Annotated in this window: 25 protein-coding genes; 16 read left to right on the top strand and 9 right to left on the bottom strand. The window is 26.3% G+C overall.

Annotated elements, in window-relative coordinates; all coding sequences use genetic code 11:
- Position 1: 1 nt before the first annotated feature.
- The 10 genes from mobB (at position 2) to CLV39_RS00675 (ending at position 6025) form a co-directional block, all read left to right on the top strand.
- Positions 2–499 carry a molybdopterin-guanine dinucleotide biosynthesis protein B gene (mobB, locus tag CLV39_RS00630; protein ID WP_121922301.1) on the top strand — a complete coding sequence of 166 codons (498 nt, stop codon included), beginning with the start codon at positions 2–4 and terminating at the stop codon, positions 497–499.
- Between the two features lie 2 nt (positions 500–501).
- Positions 502–1284: a pyrroline-5-carboxylate reductase gene (proC, locus tag CLV39_RS00635; RefSeq protein WP_245960263.1), complete on the top strand. Its 783-nt coding sequence runs from the start codon at positions 502–504 to the stop codon at positions 1282–1284.
- Positions 1285–1350: 66 nt separating this feature from the next.
- On the top strand, positions 1351–1632 hold the full coding sequence (yajC, locus tag CLV39_RS00640; RefSeq protein ID WP_121922302.1) for a preprotein translocase subunit YajC: 282 nt from the start codon (positions 1351–1353) through the stop codon (positions 1630–1632).
- The gene (locus tag CLV39_RS00645; RefSeq protein WP_121922303.1) at positions 1613–1945 is read left to right on the top strand and encodes a winged helix-turn-helix domain-containing protein; all 333 of its coding nucleotides are present in this window, start codon (positions 1613–1615) and stop codon (positions 1943–1945) included. Before yajC ends, CLV39_RS00645 begins: the two co-directional genes overlap by 20 nt.
- Positions 1938–2309: a hypothetical protein gene (locus tag CLV39_RS00650; RefSeq protein ID WP_121922304.1), complete on the top strand. Its 372-nt coding sequence runs from the start codon at positions 1938–1940 to the stop codon at positions 2307–2309. Before CLV39_RS00645 ends, CLV39_RS00650 begins: the two co-directional genes overlap by 8 nt.
- The gene (rfaE2, locus tag CLV39_RS00655) at positions 2287–2739 is read left to right on the top strand and encodes a D-glycero-beta-D-manno-heptose 1-phosphate adenylyltransferase (RefSeq protein WP_121922305.1); all 453 of its coding nucleotides are present in this window, start codon (positions 2287–2289) and stop codon (positions 2737–2739) included. Before CLV39_RS00650 ends, rfaE2 begins: the two co-directional genes overlap by 23 nt.
- 8 nt (positions 2740–2747) lie before the next feature.
- A complete protein-coding gene (gene pgsA, locus CLV39_RS00660) occupies positions 2748–3272 on the top strand; it encodes a CDP-diacylglycerol--glycerol-3-phosphate 3-phosphatidyltransferase (protein WP_281271959.1) in 525 nt (174 codons plus the stop codon).
- Between the two features lie 10 nt (positions 3273–3282).
- Complete coding sequence (locus tag CLV39_RS00665; protein ID WP_121922307.1) at positions 3283–3675, top strand: hotdog domain-containing protein; 393 nt, start codon at positions 3283–3285, stop codon at positions 3673–3675.
- Positions 3668–4714 carry a hypothetical protein gene (locus CLV39_RS00670; RefSeq protein ID WP_121922308.1) on the top strand — a complete coding sequence of 349 codons (1047 nt, stop codon included), beginning with the start codon at positions 3668–3670 and terminating at the stop codon, positions 4712–4714. The genes CLV39_RS00665 and CLV39_RS00670 overlap by 8 nt, the downstream gene beginning before the upstream one ends.
- Before the next feature lie 12 nt (positions 4715–4726).
- On the top strand, positions 4727–6025 hold the full coding sequence (locus tag CLV39_RS00675) for an ExeA family protein (protein ID WP_121922309.1): 1299 nt from the start codon (positions 4727–4729) through the stop codon (positions 6023–6025).
- Positions 6026–6661: 636 nt separating this feature from the next.
- On the opposite strand, the gene CLV39_RS00680 is transcribed toward CLV39_RS00675, so the two are convergent.
- Genes CLV39_RS00680 through CLV39_RS00705 form a run of 6 tightly spaced genes read right to left on the bottom strand, consistent with a single transcriptional unit; the run spans position 6662 to position 13655 of the window.
- On the bottom strand, positions 6662–8581 hold the full coding sequence (locus CLV39_RS00680; RefSeq protein ID WP_121922310.1) for a putative Ig domain-containing protein: 1920 nt from the start codon (positions 8579–8581) through the stop codon (positions 6662–6664).
- A 49-nt stretch (positions 8582–8630) separates the two neighbouring features.
- The gene (locus CLV39_RS00685) at positions 8631–9758 is read right to left on the bottom strand and encodes a tetratricopeptide repeat protein (protein ID WP_121922311.1); all 1128 of its coding nucleotides are present in this window, start codon (positions 9756–9758) and stop codon (positions 8631–8633) included.
- A complete protein-coding gene (gene mshL, locus CLV39_RS00690; protein WP_121922312.1) occupies positions 9755–11332 on the bottom strand; it encodes a pilus (MSHA type) biogenesis protein MshL in 1578 nt (525 codons plus the stop codon). The genes CLV39_RS00685 and mshL overlap by 4 nt, the downstream gene beginning before the upstream one ends.
- Positions 11311–11811, bottom strand: coding sequence for a hypothetical protein (locus CLV39_RS00695; RefSeq protein WP_121922313.1), 501 nt, complete (start codon positions 11809–11811; stop codon positions 11311–11313). The genes mshL and CLV39_RS00695 overlap by 22 nt, the downstream gene beginning before the upstream one ends.
- 3 nt (positions 11812–11814) lie before the next feature.
- Positions 11815–12285 (bottom strand): hypothetical protein, encoded by a 471-nt coding sequence (locus CLV39_RS00700; protein WP_121922314.1) that lies wholly within the window; start codon positions 12283–12285, stop codon positions 11815–11817.
- On the bottom strand, positions 12282–13655 hold the full coding sequence (locus CLV39_RS00705; RefSeq protein WP_121922315.1) for a hypothetical protein: 1374 nt from the start codon (positions 13653–13655) through the stop codon (positions 12282–12284). The genes CLV39_RS00700 and CLV39_RS00705 overlap by 4 nt, the downstream gene beginning before the upstream one ends.
- 72 nt (positions 13656–13727) lie before the next feature.
- On the opposite strand from CLV39_RS00705, the gene CLV39_RS00710 reads away from it, so the two are divergent.
- The 6 genes from CLV39_RS00710 (at position 13728) to CLV39_RS00735 (ending at position 20211) form a co-directional block, all read left to right on the top strand.
- Positions 13728–15404 carry a GspE/PulE family protein gene (locus CLV39_RS00710; protein WP_121922316.1) on the top strand — a complete coding sequence of 559 codons (1677 nt, stop codon included), beginning with the start codon at positions 13728–13730 and terminating at the stop codon, positions 15402–15404.
- A 4-nt stretch (positions 15405–15408) separates the two neighbouring features.
- Positions 15409–16629, top strand: a complete 1221-nt coding sequence (locus CLV39_RS00715; protein ID WP_121922317.1) for a type II secretion system F family protein — start codon at positions 15409–15411, stop codon at positions 16627–16629.
- A gap of 67 nt (positions 16630–16696) precedes the next feature.
- A complete protein-coding gene (locus CLV39_RS00720) occupies positions 16697–17377 on the top strand; it encodes a site-2 protease family protein (RefSeq protein WP_121922318.1) in 681 nt (226 codons plus the stop codon).
- A gap of 10 nt (positions 17378–17387) precedes the next feature.
- Positions 17388–18419 carry a zinc-binding dehydrogenase gene (locus CLV39_RS00725; protein WP_121922319.1) on the top strand — a complete coding sequence of 344 codons (1032 nt, stop codon included), beginning with the start codon at positions 17388–17390 and terminating at the stop codon, positions 18417–18419.
- Complete coding sequence (locus tag CLV39_RS00730; protein ID WP_121922320.1) at positions 18419–19177, top strand: metal ABC transporter ATP-binding protein; 759 nt, start codon at positions 18419–18421, stop codon at positions 19175–19177. Before CLV39_RS00725 ends, CLV39_RS00730 begins: the two co-directional genes overlap by 1 nt.
- Positions 19178–19401: 224 nt before the next feature.
- Positions 19402–20211: a metal ABC transporter permease gene (locus CLV39_RS00735; protein ID WP_121922321.1), complete on the top strand. Its 810-nt coding sequence runs from the start codon at positions 19402–19404 to the stop codon at positions 20209–20211.
- Here CLV39_RS00735 and CLV39_RS00740 read toward each other — a convergent pair.
- The 3 genes from CLV39_RS00740 to CLV39_RS00750 are packed head-to-tail and all read right to left on the bottom strand — an operon-like array spanning position 20182 to position 23223.
- Positions 20182–21999 carry a DUF255 domain-containing protein gene (locus tag CLV39_RS00740; RefSeq protein WP_121922322.1) on the bottom strand — a complete coding sequence of 606 codons (1818 nt, stop codon included), beginning with the start codon at positions 21997–21999 and terminating at the stop codon, positions 20182–20184. The genes CLV39_RS00735 and CLV39_RS00740 overlap by 30 nt on opposite strands.
- Positions 21996–22442, bottom strand: a complete 447-nt coding sequence (ybeY, locus tag CLV39_RS00745; protein WP_121922323.1) for an rRNA maturation RNase YbeY — start codon at positions 22440–22442, stop codon at positions 21996–21998. Before ybeY ends, CLV39_RS00740 begins: the two co-directional genes overlap by 4 nt.
- Positions 22423–23223 (bottom strand): PhoH family protein, encoded by an 801-nt coding sequence (locus CLV39_RS00750; RefSeq protein ID WP_245960264.1) that lies wholly within the window; start codon positions 23221–23223, stop codon positions 22423–22425. The genes ybeY and CLV39_RS00750 overlap by 20 nt, the downstream gene beginning before the upstream one ends.
- Positions 23224–23254 lie beyond the last annotated feature (31 nt).

Consider the following 23254-nt stretch of genomic DNA (forward strand, 5'->3'; position numbering starts at 1 on the left):
ATTGAAAATCATAGGTATTGTAGGTGCCCATAATAGTGGCAAAACTACTTTTATCTCAAAGCTTATTACAAAACTAAAAGAAAAAGGATATAAAGTAGTAGCTATTAAACATGATCCAAAAGGAAAAGCAAAAGTAGATACAGAAGGAAAAGATAGTTATAAATTCCAAGAAGCAGGAGCAGATCAAGTAATATTAGTTTCTCCTACCAAAATAACAACTTTTAACAAAATAGAAAAAGAATTACATCCAAATGAGATAATAGAAAAGTTTGTAAATAAATCGGCAGATTTAGTAATACTTGAAGGATTTAAATGGTATAAAGGATTTGATAAATTTGAAGTAATAAGAAAAGAAGAAAGTAGAGAACTTCTTTTAAAGGATAATGAAGAGCTAAAAGGTGTAATTACAGATTATTATCCTTTTAATCCTTCATTTGATATAAATAATGTAAATGATTTTATAAAATATTTGGAAAACAATTATTTAAAAGGAGATTAAAATTGCAGATAGGAATTATTGGCGTTGGTAATATGGGAGAGGCTATACTAAAAGGCTTAATATCTGTTGTAAATCCGGAAAATATATATGTTTCAGATATAAATCAAGAAAGACTAAATTATATAGAAAAAAAATATAAAGTTAAAAGCTTAAAAAATGAAGAATTAGTTAAAAATTCAGATATTATATTTTTGGTAGTAAAACCAAAAGATTTTGAAAATACTGCAAATCAAATCAAAGTTATATCAGATAATAAAATAATAATTTCATCAATAGCTGGCCTAAAAATAGAGAAAATTAAAAATATTCTAAATAAAAGTTATATTGTTAGAATAATGCCAAATACACCTGCATCAGTTAAAGAAAGTGCAACTGGCATATCTTTTGAAAATAACTTTCCTGAAGAAAAAAAAGAGATTGTAATAAATCTTATAAACAGCTTTGGAAAAGGCTTTGTTATATCAGAAGATTTAATGGATGCTTTTACAGGTCTTTCAGGAAGCGGTCCAGCATACATTTTAACTATAGTAGATGCTTTAGCTCAAGCAGGTGTAAAACAAGGATTTAGCTACAATCAAGCTTTAAATATTGTTATTCAAACATTAAAAGGAACTGCAATTCTTTTAGAAGAAACAAAAGAACATCCAGCAAGTTTAAGAGATAAAATAACATCTCCAGCAGGAACAACTATTTATGGTCTTCATGCTTTAGAAAAAGGCAAGATAAGAGATACTTTGATAAACTGCGTGGAAGAAGCAACAAAAAGAAGCAAAGAATTATCATAAGAATTCTTAATTAAGCTAAAATTAATTTATGATACCATTATATTAAACTAAAAATTGGAGGAAAGAATGCAAGGCGGTGAACAAATTATAAGTGCTGTTATTTGGATGGTACTTCTTATAGCAATTTTCTATTTTTTACTTTACAGACCACAACAACAACAAAGAAAGAAGCATGAAGAGTTCTTAAAAGGATTAAAAAAAGGAGATAAAGTAATTACAACAGGTGGACTTATAGGGGAAATTAAAGCTATAGATGAAAATATAGTTTCTTTAAAAACCTGTGAAGGATGTGTTGTAAAAGTATTAAAACCTTCTATCACAGCATATTATGAAGAAAAGAAAAATTAAATATAGAGTTTGGCTTGAAGAAGATGGTGAGATAATTATAGGTATTGGTAGAGATGAGCTTTTAAAACAGATAGAGGAAACTGGTTCAATAAGAAAAGCAGCAGAAAATGTTGGTATATCTTATAAGAAAGCTCTTGAATATATAAAAGCAATGGAAAAAAGAACAGGGAAAAAACTTGTTGAAACATTTAGAGGAGGAAAAGAAGGAGGAGGTGCAAGATTAACTCCTTATGCAAAAAAACTTTCACAGGAGTTTGAAGATATAAAATCTAAATTTGATAAGCTAGTAAAAACATTAGAAAAAAATGGATAATCTTTTAAAAAAAAGACAGTTATACTTTGCATCTTTATTTTCTTCTTTTATTTATTTTGCTTTAATTATAATTTTAGTAGGAAAAATAAAGCCATATCCTATTAAAGACTTTTATATTTATATCTTAACAGCAACTAGTATCGTTATATTAATAACTGCTTTTTTTACTATAAAAGGGAAACTTTTAGATTTAAAAAGTTATAAATTATTTTTGATCTTAAATCATATACCTTTATTACTTGGCTTTTTATTAACTATTATTGGCAAAAATTATATTTATATTCTAAATGGATTTTTTATATTTTTAATTGGTTATATGATACTTATTCCAAGAGGTAAAAATGGATTATTTAAGAAAAATTGAAAACTGGAAAAAAGAAGGTAAAAAAATAGTTTTTACAAATGGATGTTTTGATATAATCCATGCTGGACATGTTGATTATTTAGAAAAAGCAAAAGCATTAGGAGATATTTTAGTAGTAGGATTAAACTCAGACAGTTCTATTAAAAGAATTAAAGGCAAAGATAGACCTATAAATCCACAAGAATATAGAAAAAAAGTATTACAAGCTTTAAAACCTGTAGATTTAGTAATAATATTTGATGAAGATACACCAGAAAGATTGATAAAAGAAGTAAAGCCAGATATTTTAGTAAAAGGTGGAGATTATACAATTAATACAATAGTTGGAGCTGATTTTGTTATGTCTTATGGAGGAAAAGTAAAAACTATAGATTTTGTGTATGATATTTCAACAACAAAAATTCTTGAAAAAGCAAGGAGCAAACAATAAATATAGGAATTCCTAACTGGCTTACTATTTTTAGGATATTTCTTGTACCTATTTTTATAATTTTTATAGGCTATAATAGACCTTTATATGCTCTTATAGTTTTTATTATTGCAGGACTTACAGATGCTTTAGACGGATATATTGCAAGAAAATTTAATATGATAACAAACCTAGGTAAGATTTTAGATCCAATAGCTGATAAAACCTTGCTTGTATCTGCATATATATTTATTTATAACTCTCATTTGGAGATTAAATTTCCATATTGGTTAGTTGTAATTATAATTAGTAGAGATATTTATTTACTTGCTGGTACCGCTTTTATCTATTTTTTCAAAGGAAGCGTAAAAGTTAAACCTTCTTTTTTTGGTAAAGCTACAACTTTTTTTCAGATATTATCTGTAATAGCTGTTCTTTTAGCTAATATTTTTATTTATTCTACATATATATTAGATATAATATTTTATATTACTGCAGGATTTACTTTATTGTCAGCAATTTTATATACAAGATATGGTTTAAATCAGCTTTAAAGGAGTAAATATGAATATTAAAACCCATAATAGAATAAATCAAACACTATCGGGAAAACCTATAAAAATAGAAGGCAAAAAAACAGCAGAAGTTTTACTTGAAACTACTGAAAGTATGATTGCTGATGATTTTGGCTTAATACATGGAGGTTTCATATTTTCTGCCGCTGATTATTGTGCTATGCTGACTATAAATCATCCGAATGTAGTATTAGCTAAATCTGAAGTTAAATTTTTAAAACCTGTAAAAGTAGGAGAAAAAGTTTTATTTAAAAGTAATGTTTTAAAACAAGAAAATAATAAGTTTGAAATAGAAGTTAACGGATATAAAAATGATGACAAAATATTTACAGGAAGATTTTACTGTGTAATAACAAAAAATCATGTTTTAAAAAATGGCTAAAAAAGAAATTATAAAGCAAATTGTTAAAAGCTTTTTTGATATTAAGTTTTGGGGTGTTATTTATGGAAATAATACTAGAGATATTGTTGATTTTTTAAGAGATTTGTTAGAAAAAGAATATATTGAGTATATTTATATTCCTGTAGATATAATAAATTTAGAAGAGGAAATAAAAAATTTAGTTATTAAAGATTACACAGTATTAATATTAGATCATGCAGAAAATATTATTCCTAAGGATTTAGAAAAACTTTATAAACTCTATAAACAAACTCAAAATTTAAATATTATTCTTGTTGGAAATTATAAATTAGAAGATAAATTAAAAAATTTAAAAAATAAAAATATATTCCAAAGTATAAATTATTTTTTAGAATATTCTGCAGATACAAATAAACCTAATAATAAAAACCAAAAAAGAGAGCAAAAACTAAAATTACCTAATATGAATAAAAAAACTTTTTTCTTTTTGGTTTTTAGTTTGATATTTGTAATTATAATTTATCTTTGGAATAATGAAAATAATCAAAAAAAGATTGAAAAAAACAAGCTAAAATCACTACCTCTAGAAAGCAAAGTTGAAAATAATATAGACATTGCAAAATTAGAAAAAAAAGATAATGATAATAATTATAAAACTTTAAATGATAAAGATATACTTTATAAAATATGCAATTATATAAATATTGAAGAAATTCCTACTTTCATAAAAGATTTTAACATAGAACATAAAGATAATAAGCGGATAAAACCTATAAAGGTTAAACAAATATATCCAGAGAAAAATTATTATATTTTGTACTTATTTACTTCCCATTCCTTAAAAAAGGCTAAAGAATTGAAAGAAATGTATGAAAAGATTTTAAATAAAAAAGTTGCTTTATTAAAGGTTAAACAAGGAAAGTATTATTCAGTAGCTTTATTATATGAAGGTTATAAAAAAGCAAAAAAAGAGAAAGAATACATAAAATCTAAACTAAACATAAAAGATATATTCTTAACAAAGAAAAAATGTAATTCTATAATTTTAGATTATTAAGGTATTAGTAAAATGAGAGATGATTTTTTTAAATTTTTTGGCTTAAGAGAAAATCCTTTTAAGTTAACGCCTGATCCTAGATATTATTTTTTGTCTAAAAAACATGAAGAAGCTATTTATGCTTTGCAATATTTATATCAATCAGAAGAAGGATTTGCAGTAATAATTGGGGAGCCAGGGACAGGAAAAACATTAACAGTTAGAAAATTTATAGATGAACTATCACGTAAATCAAAATATCCACAAGAAACAGAAGTTGCATATATTTTATTTCCTAATTTATCACCTGAAGAACTATTTTTAGCAATTTTAGAAGATTTAAAATTAAATATTCCAGATAATAATCAAAATATTTCAAAAAATAAACTTTTTTCAATTTTTAGAGATTATTTAATCCAGAAAAAAAATGAAGGAAAAAAAGTATTTATAATAATAGATGAAGCTCAAAATCTTCCTATTGAAACCTTAGAAGAATTAAGAATTTTATCTAATTTAGAGACAGAAAATGAAAAACTTCTTCAGATATTGCTTTTAGGACAACCGGAACTTGAGAAAAAACTAAATGATCCAAGATTAAGACAGTTAAAACAAAGAATAACCTTATTTATAAAGTTAGAACCTTTAAATGAAAAGGAGATTGAAGATTATATAAAATTTAGAATATCAAAAGCTACAGATAAACCTATAGATATTGATAAAAAAGCAGTTAAGTTAATAGAAAAATATTCAAAAGGAATTCCAAGAATTATAAATCAAATAATGGATAGAGCTTTAATAGCAGCATATATGGAGGAAAAGAGGAAAGTATCAATAGAGGAAATTAAGGCTGCTATAAAAAGCTTAAATCTAACTTTAAAGGAAAAAGATTCTAAAATACTTAAAATAACTATTCCTGTATTTTCTTTTTTTATAATTATTTTTTTAATAGTTGCATATGGTAATAAAGAGATATTTATTGATAAAAATAAATCAAAGATAGAAATATCTGAAAATTCAAAGCAAACAAAAAATTTACAAAATATACCCCAAGAAAATGAGGAAAAGCAGATAGAAAAAAAATACTACATTCTATATTTATTAGCTACACCAAATATAGAAGAAGCAAAAGCAAAAAAGACAAAATTTGAAAAAATGCTAAATAGAAAAATTTATTTACTTCAAGTAAAAGATGGAAAATATTATGCATTAGCTTTATTATTTGAAGATTTTGAAAAAGCAAAAAAAGAGAAAGAATACATAAAATCTAAACTAAATAAAAAAGATATATTCTTAACAAAGAAAAAATATAGTCCTGTAATATTAGAGTACTAATGAATGATATATTCCTAAATAAAAGAAAGAGGGAAAATCCCTCATGTTATATTAACGATCACTTAGTCTACAGGTAGAGCTACCATCATATCCAACGTTAACTTTACAATCGTAATCAGTGTCAATACTTGGGTTAAATGATTGATCAAAATGTACTTCACAAAGTTGACGCCTACACCTAGTATCCCCATATCCATAAACTGTTCCTGATGAATCTACTAAAATACTCGTTCCACAACCTCCACCACTAAATCCAACTCGCTTTATAGGAGAACGGCGATAAAATCCAGCCCTTGGACAGAAGACTGTTTCAGTATTATAAGTTCTACACTGACCTTCTGCACAAGAGATATAAACATTACAATCTCCGTCTGTATCTATTGAAGCTAAATCATAACTTGCTATTTGAGTACCACTACAACTATTATTATCATATAGAGTGATATTTTCTGGAGGAGCACTAATAGGAGGAATTTCACCTCGTGAGCTTGAAGATGTTCTCTGACATGAACCATTAAAGGAAACGCTATCTACATCATTACTAGTAGAATATCCAGATTTAATAAGAACAACATATTAAGAAATACAACTACTACTGCCACTTCCACCAGAACCTTCCCGTCTCTTCTTGAATCACTATGGACAGGACATATTCGGATTGTAAAGTTGTTGAACTTCTGAATCTGTTAAAGCACGGTTAAATATACGAACTTGGTCTATTGAACCAAATTTGTTATACCTATTATCAGCTCCCCATCCGAAAATATGGAACTTATCTCCTAATGTAGCATAAGAGTTAAGAGGTCTTCCTTGTTGTTTAGATAGAGCTTGTGGATTACCATTTATCCATAGTTTATCTGCGGTAACATCTCCTTCGTGGAACTCTGCAACGACATGAACCCATCGTGTAGTGCTAAATGGATTCCAGCTTATTCCATATACATCACTATTTGAAGTATTAAAACCAAAAGGTCCTGAGCGAGATGGCAACCACAAATCATATAAGTAAAATCCAATAGGCATTACACTATTTCTTCCGCTCCATTTTGCCCAAAATGATATTGTAATTATATTTCCTGAATAATTTAAAGGAATATTTATTTTTCCACCTCTTGATTTGGCCGCTTGTCCAAATTTACCTGTCACCCAGCTTACACGACCAGATATAGTCCCATTATAAGTTCCACTTGCGTCATTGGCATTTCCATCAAGTTTAAATAATGCTATTTCGCTACCATCACAGAAAAAATCCACATTATTAAAACATCCAGGTATACAGCTACTACCACTGCTACCACCACTACTACCACCGCCACTACTACCACCAGACCCACTACCAGAGCCGCCTCCTGCAGTAGAGCAGTCAGGATCATTTACAATTAAAGGAAGTATTTTTGTATCTGTCCTACTTCCACCACAAGAAGATGCAGTTATAGTTATAGAGCAGGTATCAGCATCACAAGTATTATTTGAATCTGTGCCAATAGTTCCTGTTATCTTTCCATCAGATCCAATAGTTAATCCATTTAATAAGTTAGCGTTAGTGCTACAATTTCCTATAGTCCCTGAAAAGGTATAAGTCCCATCTCCACCTGTAGCATAAACTTGAGCATTATAAGAAGACCCTTGTAAAGTAGAAGGTAAAGAAGTAGTAGTAATTTCAACAGGTATATGTTTCACAGGTATAGTAAAATCTTTTGATACACTATATCCAGCATCATCTGTTACTGCTACCGTAAATGTAATATCTCCATTTATACATTTATCAAGGGTGCCAGATATAGAGCCATCAGAATTTAAAGTTAATCCATGTCCAATACTGCCAGTCCAAGTATAAGGAGGCTTTCCACCTTCAGCCTGAAGTTGATAATTATAGGATTGTCCTTCTGTTGCCTCTGGCAGAGGATTTTCTGTAATTATATGTAAAGGTTGACAACCTAAAGATGCCTTAGTTTGTAATTCATAAACATTTACCCATTTTACTATATCATCATAATCTTCAGGTCTATTCATATCAGATGGGAAATTATCTATATTCTTTGTTCCATAATCATAAACATTTATTGTTGTAGCAGAAGAAACTTTTACTACCCAAAAAGGTTTAGAAGGTGGTTGTTCTACTATAGAAAGAGAAGAATTACCAGTTTGAATATTATAATTAGCACCACCACTAACAACCAAAAATGCCACATTTTGTATTTCTTGAAATGAAGAACATGTTGCATCTTTACAAATATGAATAATGATATTTGTGCTATTTACCCCACAAGAATTAGAAGCAGTTTCATCATAAATATATAAAAGTTCTTTTGTATAAGCATCTTTATTTCTTTTTACTGCCTGTAATAATTCATCTGAGTTTGAAGGAAGGCGTTTATGAGTGTTTGCATAACTTATTATTCCTTCTACTGCTGCATTTACAATTTCCTTACTTTCTTCATATTTAGCTTTTTTTGTTAATACACTAAAGGTAGTTACACCAATAGATAGTAAAATACCTATTATAACTAAAATCATTGCAAGTTCTATTAATGAAAAGCCTTTTATTTTATTCATGGCTATAAACCTCTAAATAATTTAAAATTTATAACATCTTAAAATAAGCTTATCTAATTCCGTATATCTTTAAAACATTAATCCTATTTTTTACTATCTTTCTTAAATTATCACTTATATCTAAACTTAATATCTCTTTATATATATTAACGGCTTTTTCATAATTTCCTTTTATATCTAATATTCTTGCATAAGAGTAAGCTATTAAACTATCATTTGGCCTCATTTTATATGCCTTTTCATAATAAGTTAAAGCATCTTTTAAATGTCCAGTTTTCTCATAAAATAAACCTTTTAAATATAAACATAAATATTTTTGATTTTTCTGACAATATTTATTTAATATTTCTTCTGCTGTAGAAAATTTTTGAAATTTGAGTAAAAGAGCTACTGTTTTTGTAAATATTTTTGGCTTTTCATAAATTTTATATTTACTAATTGCTTGCTGTAATTTTTCTATATCTCCATTAACTATTAATAAATATACTAAATTAGAGGCTACTTTATCGTAAAACCTGTTATTTAAAACAAATTCATATTCTTTTATTGCTTTTTCTATTTGATTATTTCTTATATAGCTATCAGCCAAATATATATGTTCCCAAAGCTCCGATTCTGTTCTTTCTTTTTTTACTATTGGTGGAGGGACTGATTGGAAACTCTTAATTAAATCCTGATTTGAGATTTTATTTATATTTTTATTATTAGGTGATATAGGGGGTTTTACAGATAGTTTTTTATTGTTTGATATTGATGATTGTTTATTTTCAATTTTTACATTATCTTCTTTTTCAGTTGTTTTTAAGCTTTTATTTTGTTGTAAATCCTCTTTCTTTTCCATCTCAAGAGTATTATTAACTTCCTTTGTTTTTATATTATTTTGAATGTTAGTATTATTTTTACTATTATCATTAATTCCTAATGTTTTATATTTTTGGTAAGTATTATTAGCATTGCTTAAATAAGTTTGCTTTGTTTCTGATTTTAAAAATTCTAATCCTAATAAAGCAAAAATACCTGTAATTACAACTAAACCTGTTAAAATAAGTAAATTTTTATATTTTTGTAGAAAAATACGATTATCTTCTTTTTTTAAATTAGGAGGTAATACAGTATTTTCATTATTTGCTTTATCTTTTCTTTTTAATTTTTTTAAAGCTTCTATTATTAAGCTCATTCTACACCCTTAATAATGCGAGGTATTAGAAATATTATTAACTCTTTTTTCTGTTTTGATACAGATTTTTGTTTAAATAAATTGCCAACATAAGGAATATCTCCAAGTAAAGGTACTTTTTTCTCATCAGTTTGTTTATCAGTACTTATAAGTCCACCTATTATTACAGTGTTTCCATCTTCTACTCTTACTACAGTTCCAGCTTCTTTAAGCTCTATTATTGGTGCCTGAGCTACTACCTGATTATTATCTAAAAGCTGTTTTTCTCCTCTTATTTTTGTTGAAACAGGAATTATATTCAATGTAATAGTTCCATCATCATTTATAAATGGTGAAACTCCTAAAAGGATACCATCTAAAACTGAAGATCTTACATAAGTTACTTGCTGTTGAGAAGTTCCTGTTGTAGCTAATGTATTTATCTGTTTTTCCCAGTAAGGTGTTACTGTTCCTGTAGATATAAGAGCATTTTGGCCATTTAAAACTCTAATCCTTGGACTTGATAATGTCTCAACTTTTCCTGTTTGTGCAAGAGCATTTAATATTGCATTAAAATGAAGTCCAGTAACTACTAATTGTCCTGCTGAATTAGGTAAAGCTAATGTTTGGCTTAATGTTATAGTTCTGTTATCTCCAAAAGTTTTAGCAAATAAAGCTGACCAATCTATTCCATAACTCCAACTATCATTTAGATAAACCTCTACTATTTTTGCTTCAATTAATACCTGTTTTTGCAGTTCTTTTTTTAATTTTTGTAAAAATTTTTCAATTCTTTTTATATTCTTAACTTTGTCCGTAACAATTAATGTACCAGTCATTCTATTAAAAGTGTATTTACCATTGTTTGAGAGAAGATTTTTTATATTTTCTTCAAACTGACTATAAAAATCACCTAAATCAGTATCTTTTTCATATTTCAAAGAAAAATTTCCTGTTAATGTCCCACCACTACTATATCCTCCACCACCATATCCTCCTACACCTCCAACTTGTCTACCAAAACCACCACCTCCACTTGTACCTATACTCCCAAGAACATCTCCTCCTAAATCAACATTATAGCTTGATAAAGCCTGAATATAAGGGATATAAAATATTTTTGTTTCTGTAGATTTTATATATAGGATATTATTTTTTTCTTTATAACTTATATCTGCTAAATCTCTAATTATATCAAGTGCATCTTTTGCAATAACATTATTTAGATTTAAAGTTATCTGCTGGTTTATATCTACATCAGGGGAAACTACAAGATTCATACCTAAATCATTTGCAATTGAGTATAAAACTTGCTTTAAAGGAGCATTTATAGCATTTATAGTAATTCTTTTTTCTTTTAGAGGATCTATTTTTTCATATCCAGTAATTAAATCTGTTGGTGAAGGAGGCGGTGGTATATGCTTAGGTTGATTATTTTCATATATATAAGAACTTTGTTGTGAATTGGTTTTAAACTGCTTTTGCTGATTAATTTCTACAGTTTTAGCAGTATTTTTAGTACTACATCCTGCAAACATAAAAGTTAATATTAAGCTAAATATACCTAAAACCTTTACTTTATAATATAAATCCATCTTTTACCCCATTCTCCTTCTAATAAAATACGATCTTTTTCAATTTTAATTATTTTTTCTTGATTAGAAATAAAATCACCCTCTGTAAATAGTTTTCCATTTATTAAAACATATTTTTTATTAACTCCTATATAAATAAATGAAATTTTGTAATTTGGAAGATTCTGCTGTTTTTTTACTAAATTTTTAGGTTGCTTTATTTGATTATATTGAGGATTATTATCAGTTTTTGCAGGATATATGGCATCAATAATTTTTACTATTTCATTTACTGAAATAAAAGTAATTTTAGTAGGAGCTTTTTTGATGGAAGCAATTTTATATTGTAAATTAGTATCCCCCCAGAATATTTGAAGTATATATGTTTTTAAATATATATAAGAAAGTATAAATAATATGGATATTATAAATGGCAAAATTAACATAAAAATATGATTTTTCCCTATATTTAAAGCTTTTATATAAATTCTTAAATCCATATTTTATTCCATATAAGGCTGTTTTAGAGTAATTTCCATATATTTTCTTTCGTTGGTTATATGAAGTTTATTAATTGAGATTACAGGAGAAATGTTTCTTAGCATATAAGTTATTAAATTTTTTAGTTCTTCTTTATCTAAATTTAGTTGTAAATTTGCTTTTGCTTCAATAAATTTTGATTTATCTTTTATATATTCTATTGTTAGTGGATATTTATCTTTTAAGTTTTGTAAGAAAAGTAAACAGATATTATAAGCTTCCTCTTTGTTTACAGTTTTTAAATTTAATTTTTGAACTAAATTTTTAATTTGCTCTTTTTCTTTTAAAGAAATTCTTAATTCTCTTTGATATTTAACAAGGTTCTCTTTTTCATTTGACAATCTATTTTCAATATCTATTAATGAAAGGAATAAGATTATTATAAATGACAAAACTATTGTAAGAAAAAAATATAAAATATATATTACTCTCATAAATTACCTCTTACATTTAGAAATATAGTAGCTTCTAATTTATTAATATCAAATTTTGAGTTATCTGTAATACTATAATCCTTAGATATAGCTTTTAATTTTTCATAAAATCTTTTTTTAAAATTATTTATCTCTAAAAGATTGCTAAACTTAATTTTATCTCTTATTGAAATCTCAAAACTGTTATCTTTAACTTGAGAGTCTATGTAATTAAATTTATGTAAACTTAAAATAGGGAAAACTTTCTGTAAAGCAATAATAGCATTCTTAGTTTGAGCATCATTTATTAATTTTAAATAATTAGTATAGTAAATACTTTTTTTCTCACTAAACCCAGAGACTTTCATTAAACCTTTTATATAACTTTGCTTTATCTTTTCTTCTAAAGTTGATATCTCTTGTTGTTTTTTTTGAATATCTTTAAATTTTAAAATAGGAAAAATAGATAATATAAATATTAAAAAGATTAAAATCCTTATTAAAACCTTTGATATTTTATAAAAATTTTTATCATGAATATATTTTGCTGGTCTAATATCATGTTCAGATTTATCAATGAAAAGATTTCCTATATTAATTATATTTTGTTGAAAATCTTCTCCAGAGCAGTTTTCCAAAAATCCTTGATAGGTTAAACTACATAAAGGTAATTTTGCAAAATTAAAGATTAAATTAGCTAATTCTTCCGACTGGGATTCTAATCCGGAAATAATAATTTTATCTATTTTAATAGATATAGATTGTCTTATATAATTGAAAGTAAGGTTTATATTTTCATAAAGAAAATTAATATAGCTTTCTGAAGGATAAGAAATATGAGAAGGAATCTCAATAGTTCTAAAATATTTTAAGTTTTCATTTTCATTAAGAACTATTATTAGTTGACTTTTATCTGAATAAATATGAAGGGTATTTTTTTCTTTAAAAAATTTTTTAGAAATAGAAAAAATAGAAAATATTGGCAAACTAAATAACTCTATATATAGATTTTTATCTTCTAAATTAAGTTCTTTAAAAATAGAATAAGGAATCAAATATATATTATATATTTCTCTATCTGTTTCAACATTATTTAAAATAGGAATATATTTGAATTTATTTAAATCTATATCCTGATTTTTTAATTTAGCTTCTATAAGAACTTCTTTTGTTTTTTTATCTTTAACTAAAGGTATTTCTACTCTTGTATTTTCTATATTAAAAAAGCTATAATTGACAAAATTTTTATAATTTTTGTCAATTAAATTAGCAACTTTATTATTTTCTTTTAAAGAAATAAGTTCCTTTTTTAAAAATCTATATCTGTTTCTGTTTTTTTTCAGATAAACTATATTTATTAAATTTTTATAAATATAAATTGATTTAAACATATGTTTTCACTTTTTATTTATTTTATTTAAAATGATATATACTATAAAAAAATAAATCAAGGACTTATATTTATGCCTGAAAGAAAACCTATAGGACAGCTTTTAAAAGAAGAAGGATATATTACAGAAAAGCATATAAAAATAGCATTAGAAATACAAAAAATAAGAGGTGGTCTTTTAGGAGAAATTTTAGTTGAACTTTCTTTTGTTTCTCCAAAAGAAATATCTCAAGCAATTGCAAAACAAGCAAATAAACCTTATATTGATTTATCCCAGTATCCACCAACTAAAGAAGCACTTAAAAGTTTACCTAAGGAAGTAGCTAAACAACTTGAAGTTATACCTTTTGATATTTCTGAAAAAAGTGTAAAAATAGCAATCTCAAATCCTTACGATATAAATGCTATAGATATATTAAAAAGAAGATATAAAAATTTAGAGATTGAATTTTATGTTGCAGATAAAGAAAGTATCTTAAAAACTATAGAAGTTTATTACTATTTACTTGAAAATCCTATAGAAAAAGAGATAGAAAAAATTGTTCAAGAAGCAGTAAGCACAGGTACTACTACTCAAATTCCAAAATTATTTGATTTAATATTAGATAATGCCATTTTGAATAGAGCTACTGATATACATATATCACCTGAAAGTGTTGCATCTCATGTATTTTATAGAATAGATGGAATTATGACCCATTTTAATGCTATACCTTTAAATCTACATTCAAGTTTAGTTTCAAGAGTAAAAATACTTGCTGGTTTAGATATAGCAGAACAAAGACTTCCTCAAGATGGTTCTTTTTCACATGAATTCTTTGAAGAAGAATATGATTTTAGAGTTTCGACAGTTCCTACTGCTTTTGGAGAAAATGTTGTTATAAGAATTTTATCTAAAAATATTTCTTTATTTAACTTAAGAAGTTTAGGCTTTGAAGAAGATATTTATGAAAAGATAGAAAATCAGTTTTTAAAACCTCAAGGTATAATATTAGTTACAGGTCCGACAGGTTCTGGTAAAACAACTACCCTTTATGCTGCTTTAAGAAGGATTAATGCTATTGAAAAAAATATTCTTACTGTAGAAGATCCTATAGAATATAAATTTCCATTTATTAAACAAACACAAGTTAACGAAAAAGCAGGTTATACATTTGCAAGAGCTATAAGATCATTTTTAAGACAGGATCCTGATGTGATTTTAGTAGGTGAGATTAGAGATGAAGAAACTGCAGAAATGGCAATAAGAGCATCAATTACTGGTCATCTTGTTTTATCTACATTACACACAAATGATGCAGTAAGTGCTATACCAAGACTTATAGATATGGGAATAAAAGATTATATGGTAGCCTCTGGTATTTCTGCAATTACTGCCCAAAGACTTATAAGAAAAAACTGTACTTTTTGTATAACAGAATATAAAATAAAGGCTAAAGAATTGGTAAAATATGGTTTTCCTGAAAGTATGCTGAGAAAATACATATCAGATTTAGAAGAAAATATCACTTTAAAAAGATCAACAGGATGCTCTCATTGTAATAATACTGGCTATCTTGGAAGGACATTAATTGTAGAATTATTAGAAATAGATGAAGAAATATCTGATTTAATAGTTCAAGGTGCAACACCTCTCGCTATACAAAAAAAGGCTGTTAGTAAAGGAATGAGATTAATGAAAGAAGATGGCTTAATTAAAGTTTTAAAAGGAATAACTACTCCTGAAGAAATAAAAAGAGTTGTAGGATAAAAAGATGCCGCTATTTTCTGTAGAAGCTATAGATATAGAAGGGAATAAAATAAGAAGACTGTTTGAAGTTGATAGTGAAAATAGGCTTTTAAATATTTTAGAAGCTTCAGGATTAACACCTATTAAAATACATAAATTACCAGGATTTTTTAAATATTTAAATATCTCTAAATTTTTTCAAAAAATAAAAAAAGCAGAACTTATAGAAGTTTTAGATAATTTACATTTAATAGTACAATCAGGACTTCCATTAAATACAGGTATTATGGATTTAGCGAAAGATGCAGAAAATACTGCTATAAAAGATATGCTTCTTGATATTTCATTCCAGATTCAAGGAGGAATGCCATTATCTCAGGCTGTAGAAAGATATAAAAATATTTTTGGTGATGTTGTAATATCTCTTTTTAAAATTGGAGAAGAAACAGGAACATTAGATCAAACTTTAAAAGATGCTGCTGAGCATTTAAGAAAGATTGAAGATATAAAATCAAAAGCAAAGCAAGCTCTTATCTATCCTGCTTTTGCATTTTTTTCTACACTCTCAGCAATGATTTTCTGGCTTGTTTATGTACTTCCTAAGATAATAGAAGCATTTAAAACTATGAATATAGAGCTACCTTGGACAACAAGAATGGTAATGGCAATTTCAGAATTTACCCAAAACTATTTTTTTCAAATGTTAGGATTTTTAGTTTTAGCTATTATAATAATCTTATTCTTAAGAAGAAAATTTTTTAAATTTAAATATCAATCAGATAAGGTTTTATTAAAACTTCCTATTATTGGTATTATTCTTAAAAATTTTAATTATGCATTTTTTGCAGAATATATGAGATTAATGATTTCTGCTGGACTTCCTTTATATCAAGCTTTAAATATTATGGAAAAGGCAATGAATAATAGTTTATTTAAAGTAGCAATTAGAAATGTAAGAGAAGAGATAGAGATGGGAGAAAGTTTATCTAAGGCTTTAAAGAAGCAAAATCTATTTTCATCTCTTATTATAAGAATGATATCTGTGGGGGAACAAACAGGAGGTTTAGATACTCAGCTTTCATATATAGCAGATTATTATTACAAAAAAGTAGATTATATTACTCAAAATATAGCTAAAATGATAGAACCTATAGTAATTGGTATAGTTGGTGGGTTTATGGCATTAATAATGATTTCATTAATGGGACCTATTTATACATTAATATCTCAAATTGGAAAAATGTGAAAAAGATTATATATTTCTAATCTTGAACTATTGTAAAATACTTTAAAATTTCAACATGAGGTAAAAAATGAGTTTTGATTTTATGCAACTTATATTTATGCTTCCTGCTTTACTTTTAGCTGTAATTATGCATGAAATAGGACATGGATATATTGCTTATAAACTTGGTGATAATACTGCTAAAATTGCTGGAAGATTAACTTTTAATCCAATTCCACATATAGATCCAATAGGTTCAATACTTGTTCCTGCTATATTACTTTTATTTAAATCTCCTGTTTTATTTGGTTGGGCAAAACCGGTTCCTATAAATCCATTAAATTTTAAAAAATTAGGTTATAAAAAAGGAATGGCTTTAACTGCTATAGCTGGTCCAAGTATTAATCTTCTTTTAGCTTTTATTTTTGGAATTTTATATCAAATATTTAATTCTCAGCAATTCCTTGCTTTTATAATATCAATTTTTGGAATAGGATTTGTCAAATCTGTAATACTTCCTCTTGTAATATTTTTTAAATATAGTGTAATGATAAATGTAATTCTTGCAATATTTAATATTATTCCTATTCCACCTTTAGATGGTGGTAGAGTAATAATGAGTTTAGCATCTCCTTCTTTAGAAAGAAAGTTAGAAAGTTTAGAGCAATATGGATTTATAATTATTGTAATATTACTTTTTACAGGTATTTTAAATTATGTAATACTACCACCTTATAAATTTTTAACATCTTTATTCTTAGGTAGTTAAGGAGAGAATTATGAAAGCAGCATACTATGAAAAACATGGGAATTATGAAAATATAGTTATAGGAGAAAGACCAAAACCAAAAATAAAAGCAGATGAAGTTTTAGTAAAAGTAAAAACATTTTCTTTAAATCATCTTGATATATGGGTAATGGAAGGTAAATATCCTGTTGAAATTCCTATGCCTCATATATTTGCATCAGATGCTTCAGGAATTGTTGAAAATGTAGGAGAAGCAGTAAAAAATGTAAAAGTAGGTGATGAAGTAATTGTTTATCCAGGGCTTTCATGTGGTTATTGTGAAAAATGCTTAGCAGGGAAAGACAATGAGTGTAGTAATTTTTCTGTACTTGGAGTTTTAACAGATGGTGTTTCTGCAGAATATGTAAAAGTTCCTGCTATAAATGTTTTTAAGAAGCCAGAAAATTTATCCTTTGAGGAAGCATCTACAATAGGTATTACCTATACAACAATGTGGCATTCTATAGTTACAAGAGGAAAAATTAAAGCAGGAGAGATAGTTTTTATTCATGGTGGTGGTTCTGGTGTTGGAACTGCTGGTATTCAAATTGCAAAGCTTTATAATGCTACAGTTATTACATCAGTAGGAGATGATTGGAAGATTGAAAAAGCAAAGCAAATAGGAGCAGATTTTGTAATTAATTATAAAAAAGAGGATTTTGTAGAGAAAGTAAAACAAATTACAGATGGAAAATTATGTGATATTGTTGTTGATCATATAGGAGAAGCTACTTTTAATAAATCTATACAGATAGCAAAAAAAGGTGGAAAAGTTATTACCTTTGGAACAACAACAGGAGCAGAGCCAACAATAAATTTAAGAACTATTTTCGGTAAAAACTTAGATATATCTGGAGTTTATATGGGAACTAAAGGAGAAGTTGCCAATTATTTAAAATTTTTTAAAGAAGGGAAATTAAAACCAGTAATAGATTCTGTATTTGATTTTAAAGATGTTAAAAAAGCTTATGAAAAATTATTAAGTAGACAATTTTTTGGGAAAATAGTTGTTAAGGTTAATTAATGGATTTAGCTATTGAAGTAAAAAATCTTACAGTTAAATATGGAGAAAAAGTTGTTTTGCAAGATATAAATTTGAAAATTAAAAAAGGAGAAATTGTTGCTATTGTTGGTCCAAATGGTAGTGGGAAAACAACTCTTTTAAAGACTATACTTGGATTTATAAAGCCTGTAATTGGAGAAGTAAAAATACTTGGAATGCCAAACAAAAAGGCAGTTAAAACAGGCAAAATAGGATATCTACCTCAAAAATCACCAGTAAAAAACTCTTTTCTATCTGCTTTAGATGTTGTTTTATTTGGGCTTATAAACTCTAAACTTTCAAAAAAAGAGAAAATAGAGAAAGCTTTAGAAACTTTAAAATTAGTTGGAATGGAAGATTTTGCAAATTATCCATATAGTAGTTTATCAGGTGGACAACAACAAAGGGTTTCTATTGGAAGAGTTATAATATCAAATCCTGAAATAGTTTTTTTAGATGAACCTTCTACTGGAATAGATGTTGTAGCTCAAGAAAGTTTTTATGATTTTATGAAAAAGTTAAGAGATGAAAAAGGAATGACTATAGTTATGGTTTCTCACGATATAGGGGTAATAGGAAGTTTTGTTGATAAGGTGGTAGGTCTTAATAGGTATCTTCATTATTTAGGGGATATTAAAGGATTTTTAAATAAAGATGTTTTAGCAAAGCTTTATGGTTCAGAAGTTAAATTGCTTATTCATTCTCCAGAATGTATTACTTGTGATAAGATACAAATATAATTAATCTGTGTAATCATGGATAAAGACCAGCAAGAAATAGAGCTTAAAAAGTTAGAGATAGAAAAAGCTAAAGTTTTAGAAGGCCAGTTTAGAGTTGGTAGTTATGAATAGTTCAAATATTAGGAATAATGCTTGGTTTAATTATATTAATAGGATTTGGCTATATGGCTTGGATAAGCTATAAAACAGATAAAGAAATGGAAAGTAAAAAATAAGAGACTTTAATGATTGAAATTTTACAAATTCCTTTTATGCAAAATGCTTTAATAGGTGGAATTATATTAGCTATACTTCTTTCAGTAATTTCTTTATTTATAAATGCTAAAAACTGGTCTTTTATATCTGTTGGTATATCTCATGCAACCTTTGGTGGCCTTGCAATAGGTTTTTATTTAGGTATAAACCCTACTTTAGTTGGTGGTTTGTTTGCTGTTATTGTAGGTCTTTTAATTGGGTATATTAGTAAGCATGGTAAAATTCATGAAGATATATCCATAGGAATTCTTTTCTCTTTCTCTATGGCTTTTGGTGTTTTAATAATGTCTAAATCTCCTAATTACAATACTGATTTATTTACATTTTTATTTGGAAATATTTTAACTATTACAGATTTAGATATTAAGATTTTAATAGGTTTTACTATTTTTTCTCTTGGATTTATTTATATTTTTTTTCAGAAAATATTATATTGCTGTTTTGATGAAGATGTAGCTTATACTTCAGGTATAAATACTTCCTTTTTTTATTATAGTCTTATAACTATTATATCTATAGCTACTGTTTTATCTGTAAAGCTTGTTGGTGTTATACTTGCATCTGCTATGATGATACTTCCTGCAACTTTTGCTAATCAGTTTTTTTGGCATTATAAAAAGATTTTATTTTTTTCTATATTATTTAGCGTTTTTATTGTTGTGATTGGGATTTTTATATCCTATTATTTTGACTTTCCTGCAGGTACATTTATTGTATTTTTATACACTTTAATATTTGGAATAGTTATTTTAATCAAAAGGATTTTTAAATTCAGCTAAATTTTTATAGATTTTAAATACTTTTTCTCTTAGAGCATCTACATTATTTAGTTTTTCAAAGCACATAGAGATATTACATAGATATATAACTGTTTTATTTTCTGGTTTATATCCTAAATTCTTCAGAAGAATTTTATCATTTTTATCTACAAACTGAGTAAATACATAATAAGGAAAAACTTTAAATGATTTGTTTATGAATTTATCTTTATCTTTTTTTAATCCTATAATATGTATTACTGCAGGTTTATAAATAAAAATAAAATAAGCTAAAGCTGTATCTATACTTGCTCTTGCTGGTAGCTTTTTTGTTAACTGTTTTGCTTTTTGGAAATACTTTTCATCTCCGGTAAAAGCTGAAAGAATATAAAGCTGTTTTATAAGTCTAGAATTTACTGCAAAAATGTCATCTATAAATGAGATATTCTTAATATTTAAACCTATATCTTTTAAATCTGTATATATTCCAAGCTGTTTTGAGTAGTAATTTTTTAATATAATTTCTGCTAAAGCTTTAGCTTTTTCTAAATAATATTTATTTCCTGTTATTTGATATAGATTTAAAAGGGCTTCTAAAAAATAAACCTGAGTATTTAGATAATACTCATTTAGATCTTTAGAATGTATTATTCCTTTTTCTTTCCAAGCTTGATTTATTATATTTTTTGTAAGGTTTTCTGCAATTTTTAAATCTTCTTTAGAGTTATTATAAACATAAGAATATGCTAAAGCTGAAACCATTAAAGCATTATTGGCAAAATATATATCTTTTTCTATTCTTGGGCTATATCCTACTTTTTTTTCTATTTCTTCTCTTTCTTTTTTACTTTTTATAAAGTAGTCTTCTCCTGAAACTAAAAGAGTATCATTTTTATCAACTATATCTGCTCCTTGAGAATTATAGAAAAAGCCTGTTTTTTTATCATAAAGTTTATTTTTAGCAAATTTTAAAATTAGATTTGCAAATTTTAAATAATCTTTATTTTGAAATAATGAATATCCGTTAAAATACATTACTGAAAGCTCTGCTTGGTCTCTTAAAAGCTTTTCATAATGGAAATTTGTCCAGTATTCATTAGTGCTATATCTATAGCTTCCTCCTTCTATTTTATCTATTAGATTTGAGTATGCATAAAGGGTTTTTTCTGCAAGTTTTTTAGCATTATCATCAGAATAAAATATATAATAGAGCATTAAAAAATATGGAACCTGTCTTATTGGAAATTTTGGTGCTCCTAATAATCCTCCATACTTTTTGTCATATCTTAATTTTATATATCTATAAATTTTTTTTATATAAACTGGGCTTATCTGTTTTTCTTTTAAATTTTTTTGAAAAATTCTATATTTAAGTTCTTGATGGAATTTTACTCTTTCCACTTGACTTTCTATATCTTTTGGCGACATCTTTGCAAAATATAGTAAAAGCTTTTTCATATCTTCAGGTGCAACATATATAGCTCCAAATACTATATTGCCATTTTTATCAAGTATTAAAGTAGATGGAAGACCTCCTTGATTATATTTTTTATTTATATCTGGTCTTTTTTCTGCATCTACTCTAACAGGAATATAATATTTATTTATTAACTCAATAACTTCTTTATCTCTATATGTTGTATTTTCTATTACATTACACCAATGGCACCATTTTGCATAGATATCCATCAGAATAAGCTTGTTTTCTTTTTTTGCTTTTTTTAATCCTTCTTCAAAAGATAGCCACTTAATTTCTGATGCAAAAGAAATATTTATTATTAATAGAAAAAGAAGGAATCTTAACTTCATTTTATTTCCTTTGCTACTTTTTCAAAAATTTTATCTTGTAAATCAAACATTATTTTTGCATCTTCTTCTGATGTTTCATGGTCATATCCAAGAAGATGAAGTATGCCATGGGTCAAAAGCCTTAAAACTTCTTCTTTATATGTAAAATCAATCTCTTCTGCCTGTTTCTTTGCAAAAGGTAATGATATAACTATATCTCCTAATATTCTATATCTATATGCTGGCGGTTTTTCATCTATTGGAAATGATAAAACATCTGTTGGTTTATCTTTGTTTCTCCATTGTTTGTTTAGCTCTTGGATAGTTTTATTATCTGTTAATGTTATTCCGATTTCTACTTTATCAAGGTTTAATTCGTTTAGAATTTTATTTGTAATATCTTTTATAAAAGCTTTTGTAATATATCTATCATAAATCTGTTTATCAATTATTATTTTGTTCATTTTGTTCCTGATATTTATCGTAAGCTTGTATTATTCTTTGAACAACTGGATGTCTTACTACATCTTTTTCTGTAAATTTTACAAATCCAATTCCTTCTATATCTTTTAAAACTTTCATAGCTTCAACAAGTCCAGAACTTGAAACTTTTGGAAGATCTATCTGGGTAATATCTCCTGTAATTACTGCTTTTGAACCAAAACCAATTCTTGTTAAAAACATTTTCATCTGTTCTCTTGTTGTGTTTTGAGCTTCATCAAGGATAATGAAAGCATCATTTAAGGTTCTTCCTCTCATAAATGCAAGAGGTGCAACTTCTATTATATTTTTTTCTATCATATCATTTACTTTTGCTGAATCTACCATATCATAAAGGGCATCATATAAAGGTCTTAAATATGGGTCAACTTTTTCTGTTAAACTACCTGGCAAAAATCCAAGTTTTTCACCTGCTTCTACTGCAGGTCTTGTTAATATAATTCTATTTACTTTTTGTTGTTTTAAATATGAAACTGCAACTGCCATTGCTAAATAAGTTTTACCTGTCCCTGCTGGTCCAATTCCAAAAGTAATATCATTTTTATTTATAGTTTCTACATACATTTTTTGGGTAGGTGTTTTTGGCATTATAGGTTTTCTTCTGTGGCTATATAATATAGCTTTTCCATCAAATAAAGGCTCTGAGTTTTGCTCAAGCTGTAATTTATATCCAAGTGCCATATTTTTTACATCATTAGAAGATAAAAAATGTCCTTTTTGATAATAAGTAGATAATTTTTCCATAAATTCTTCAAACTTATCTAATCCTTCTTCA

Origin of the sequence: Hydrogenothermus marinus (assembly GCF_003688665.1) — a bacterium.
Classification (GTDB): Bacteria; Aquificota; Aquificia; order Aquificales; family Hydrogenothermaceae; genus Hydrogenothermus; species Hydrogenothermus marinus.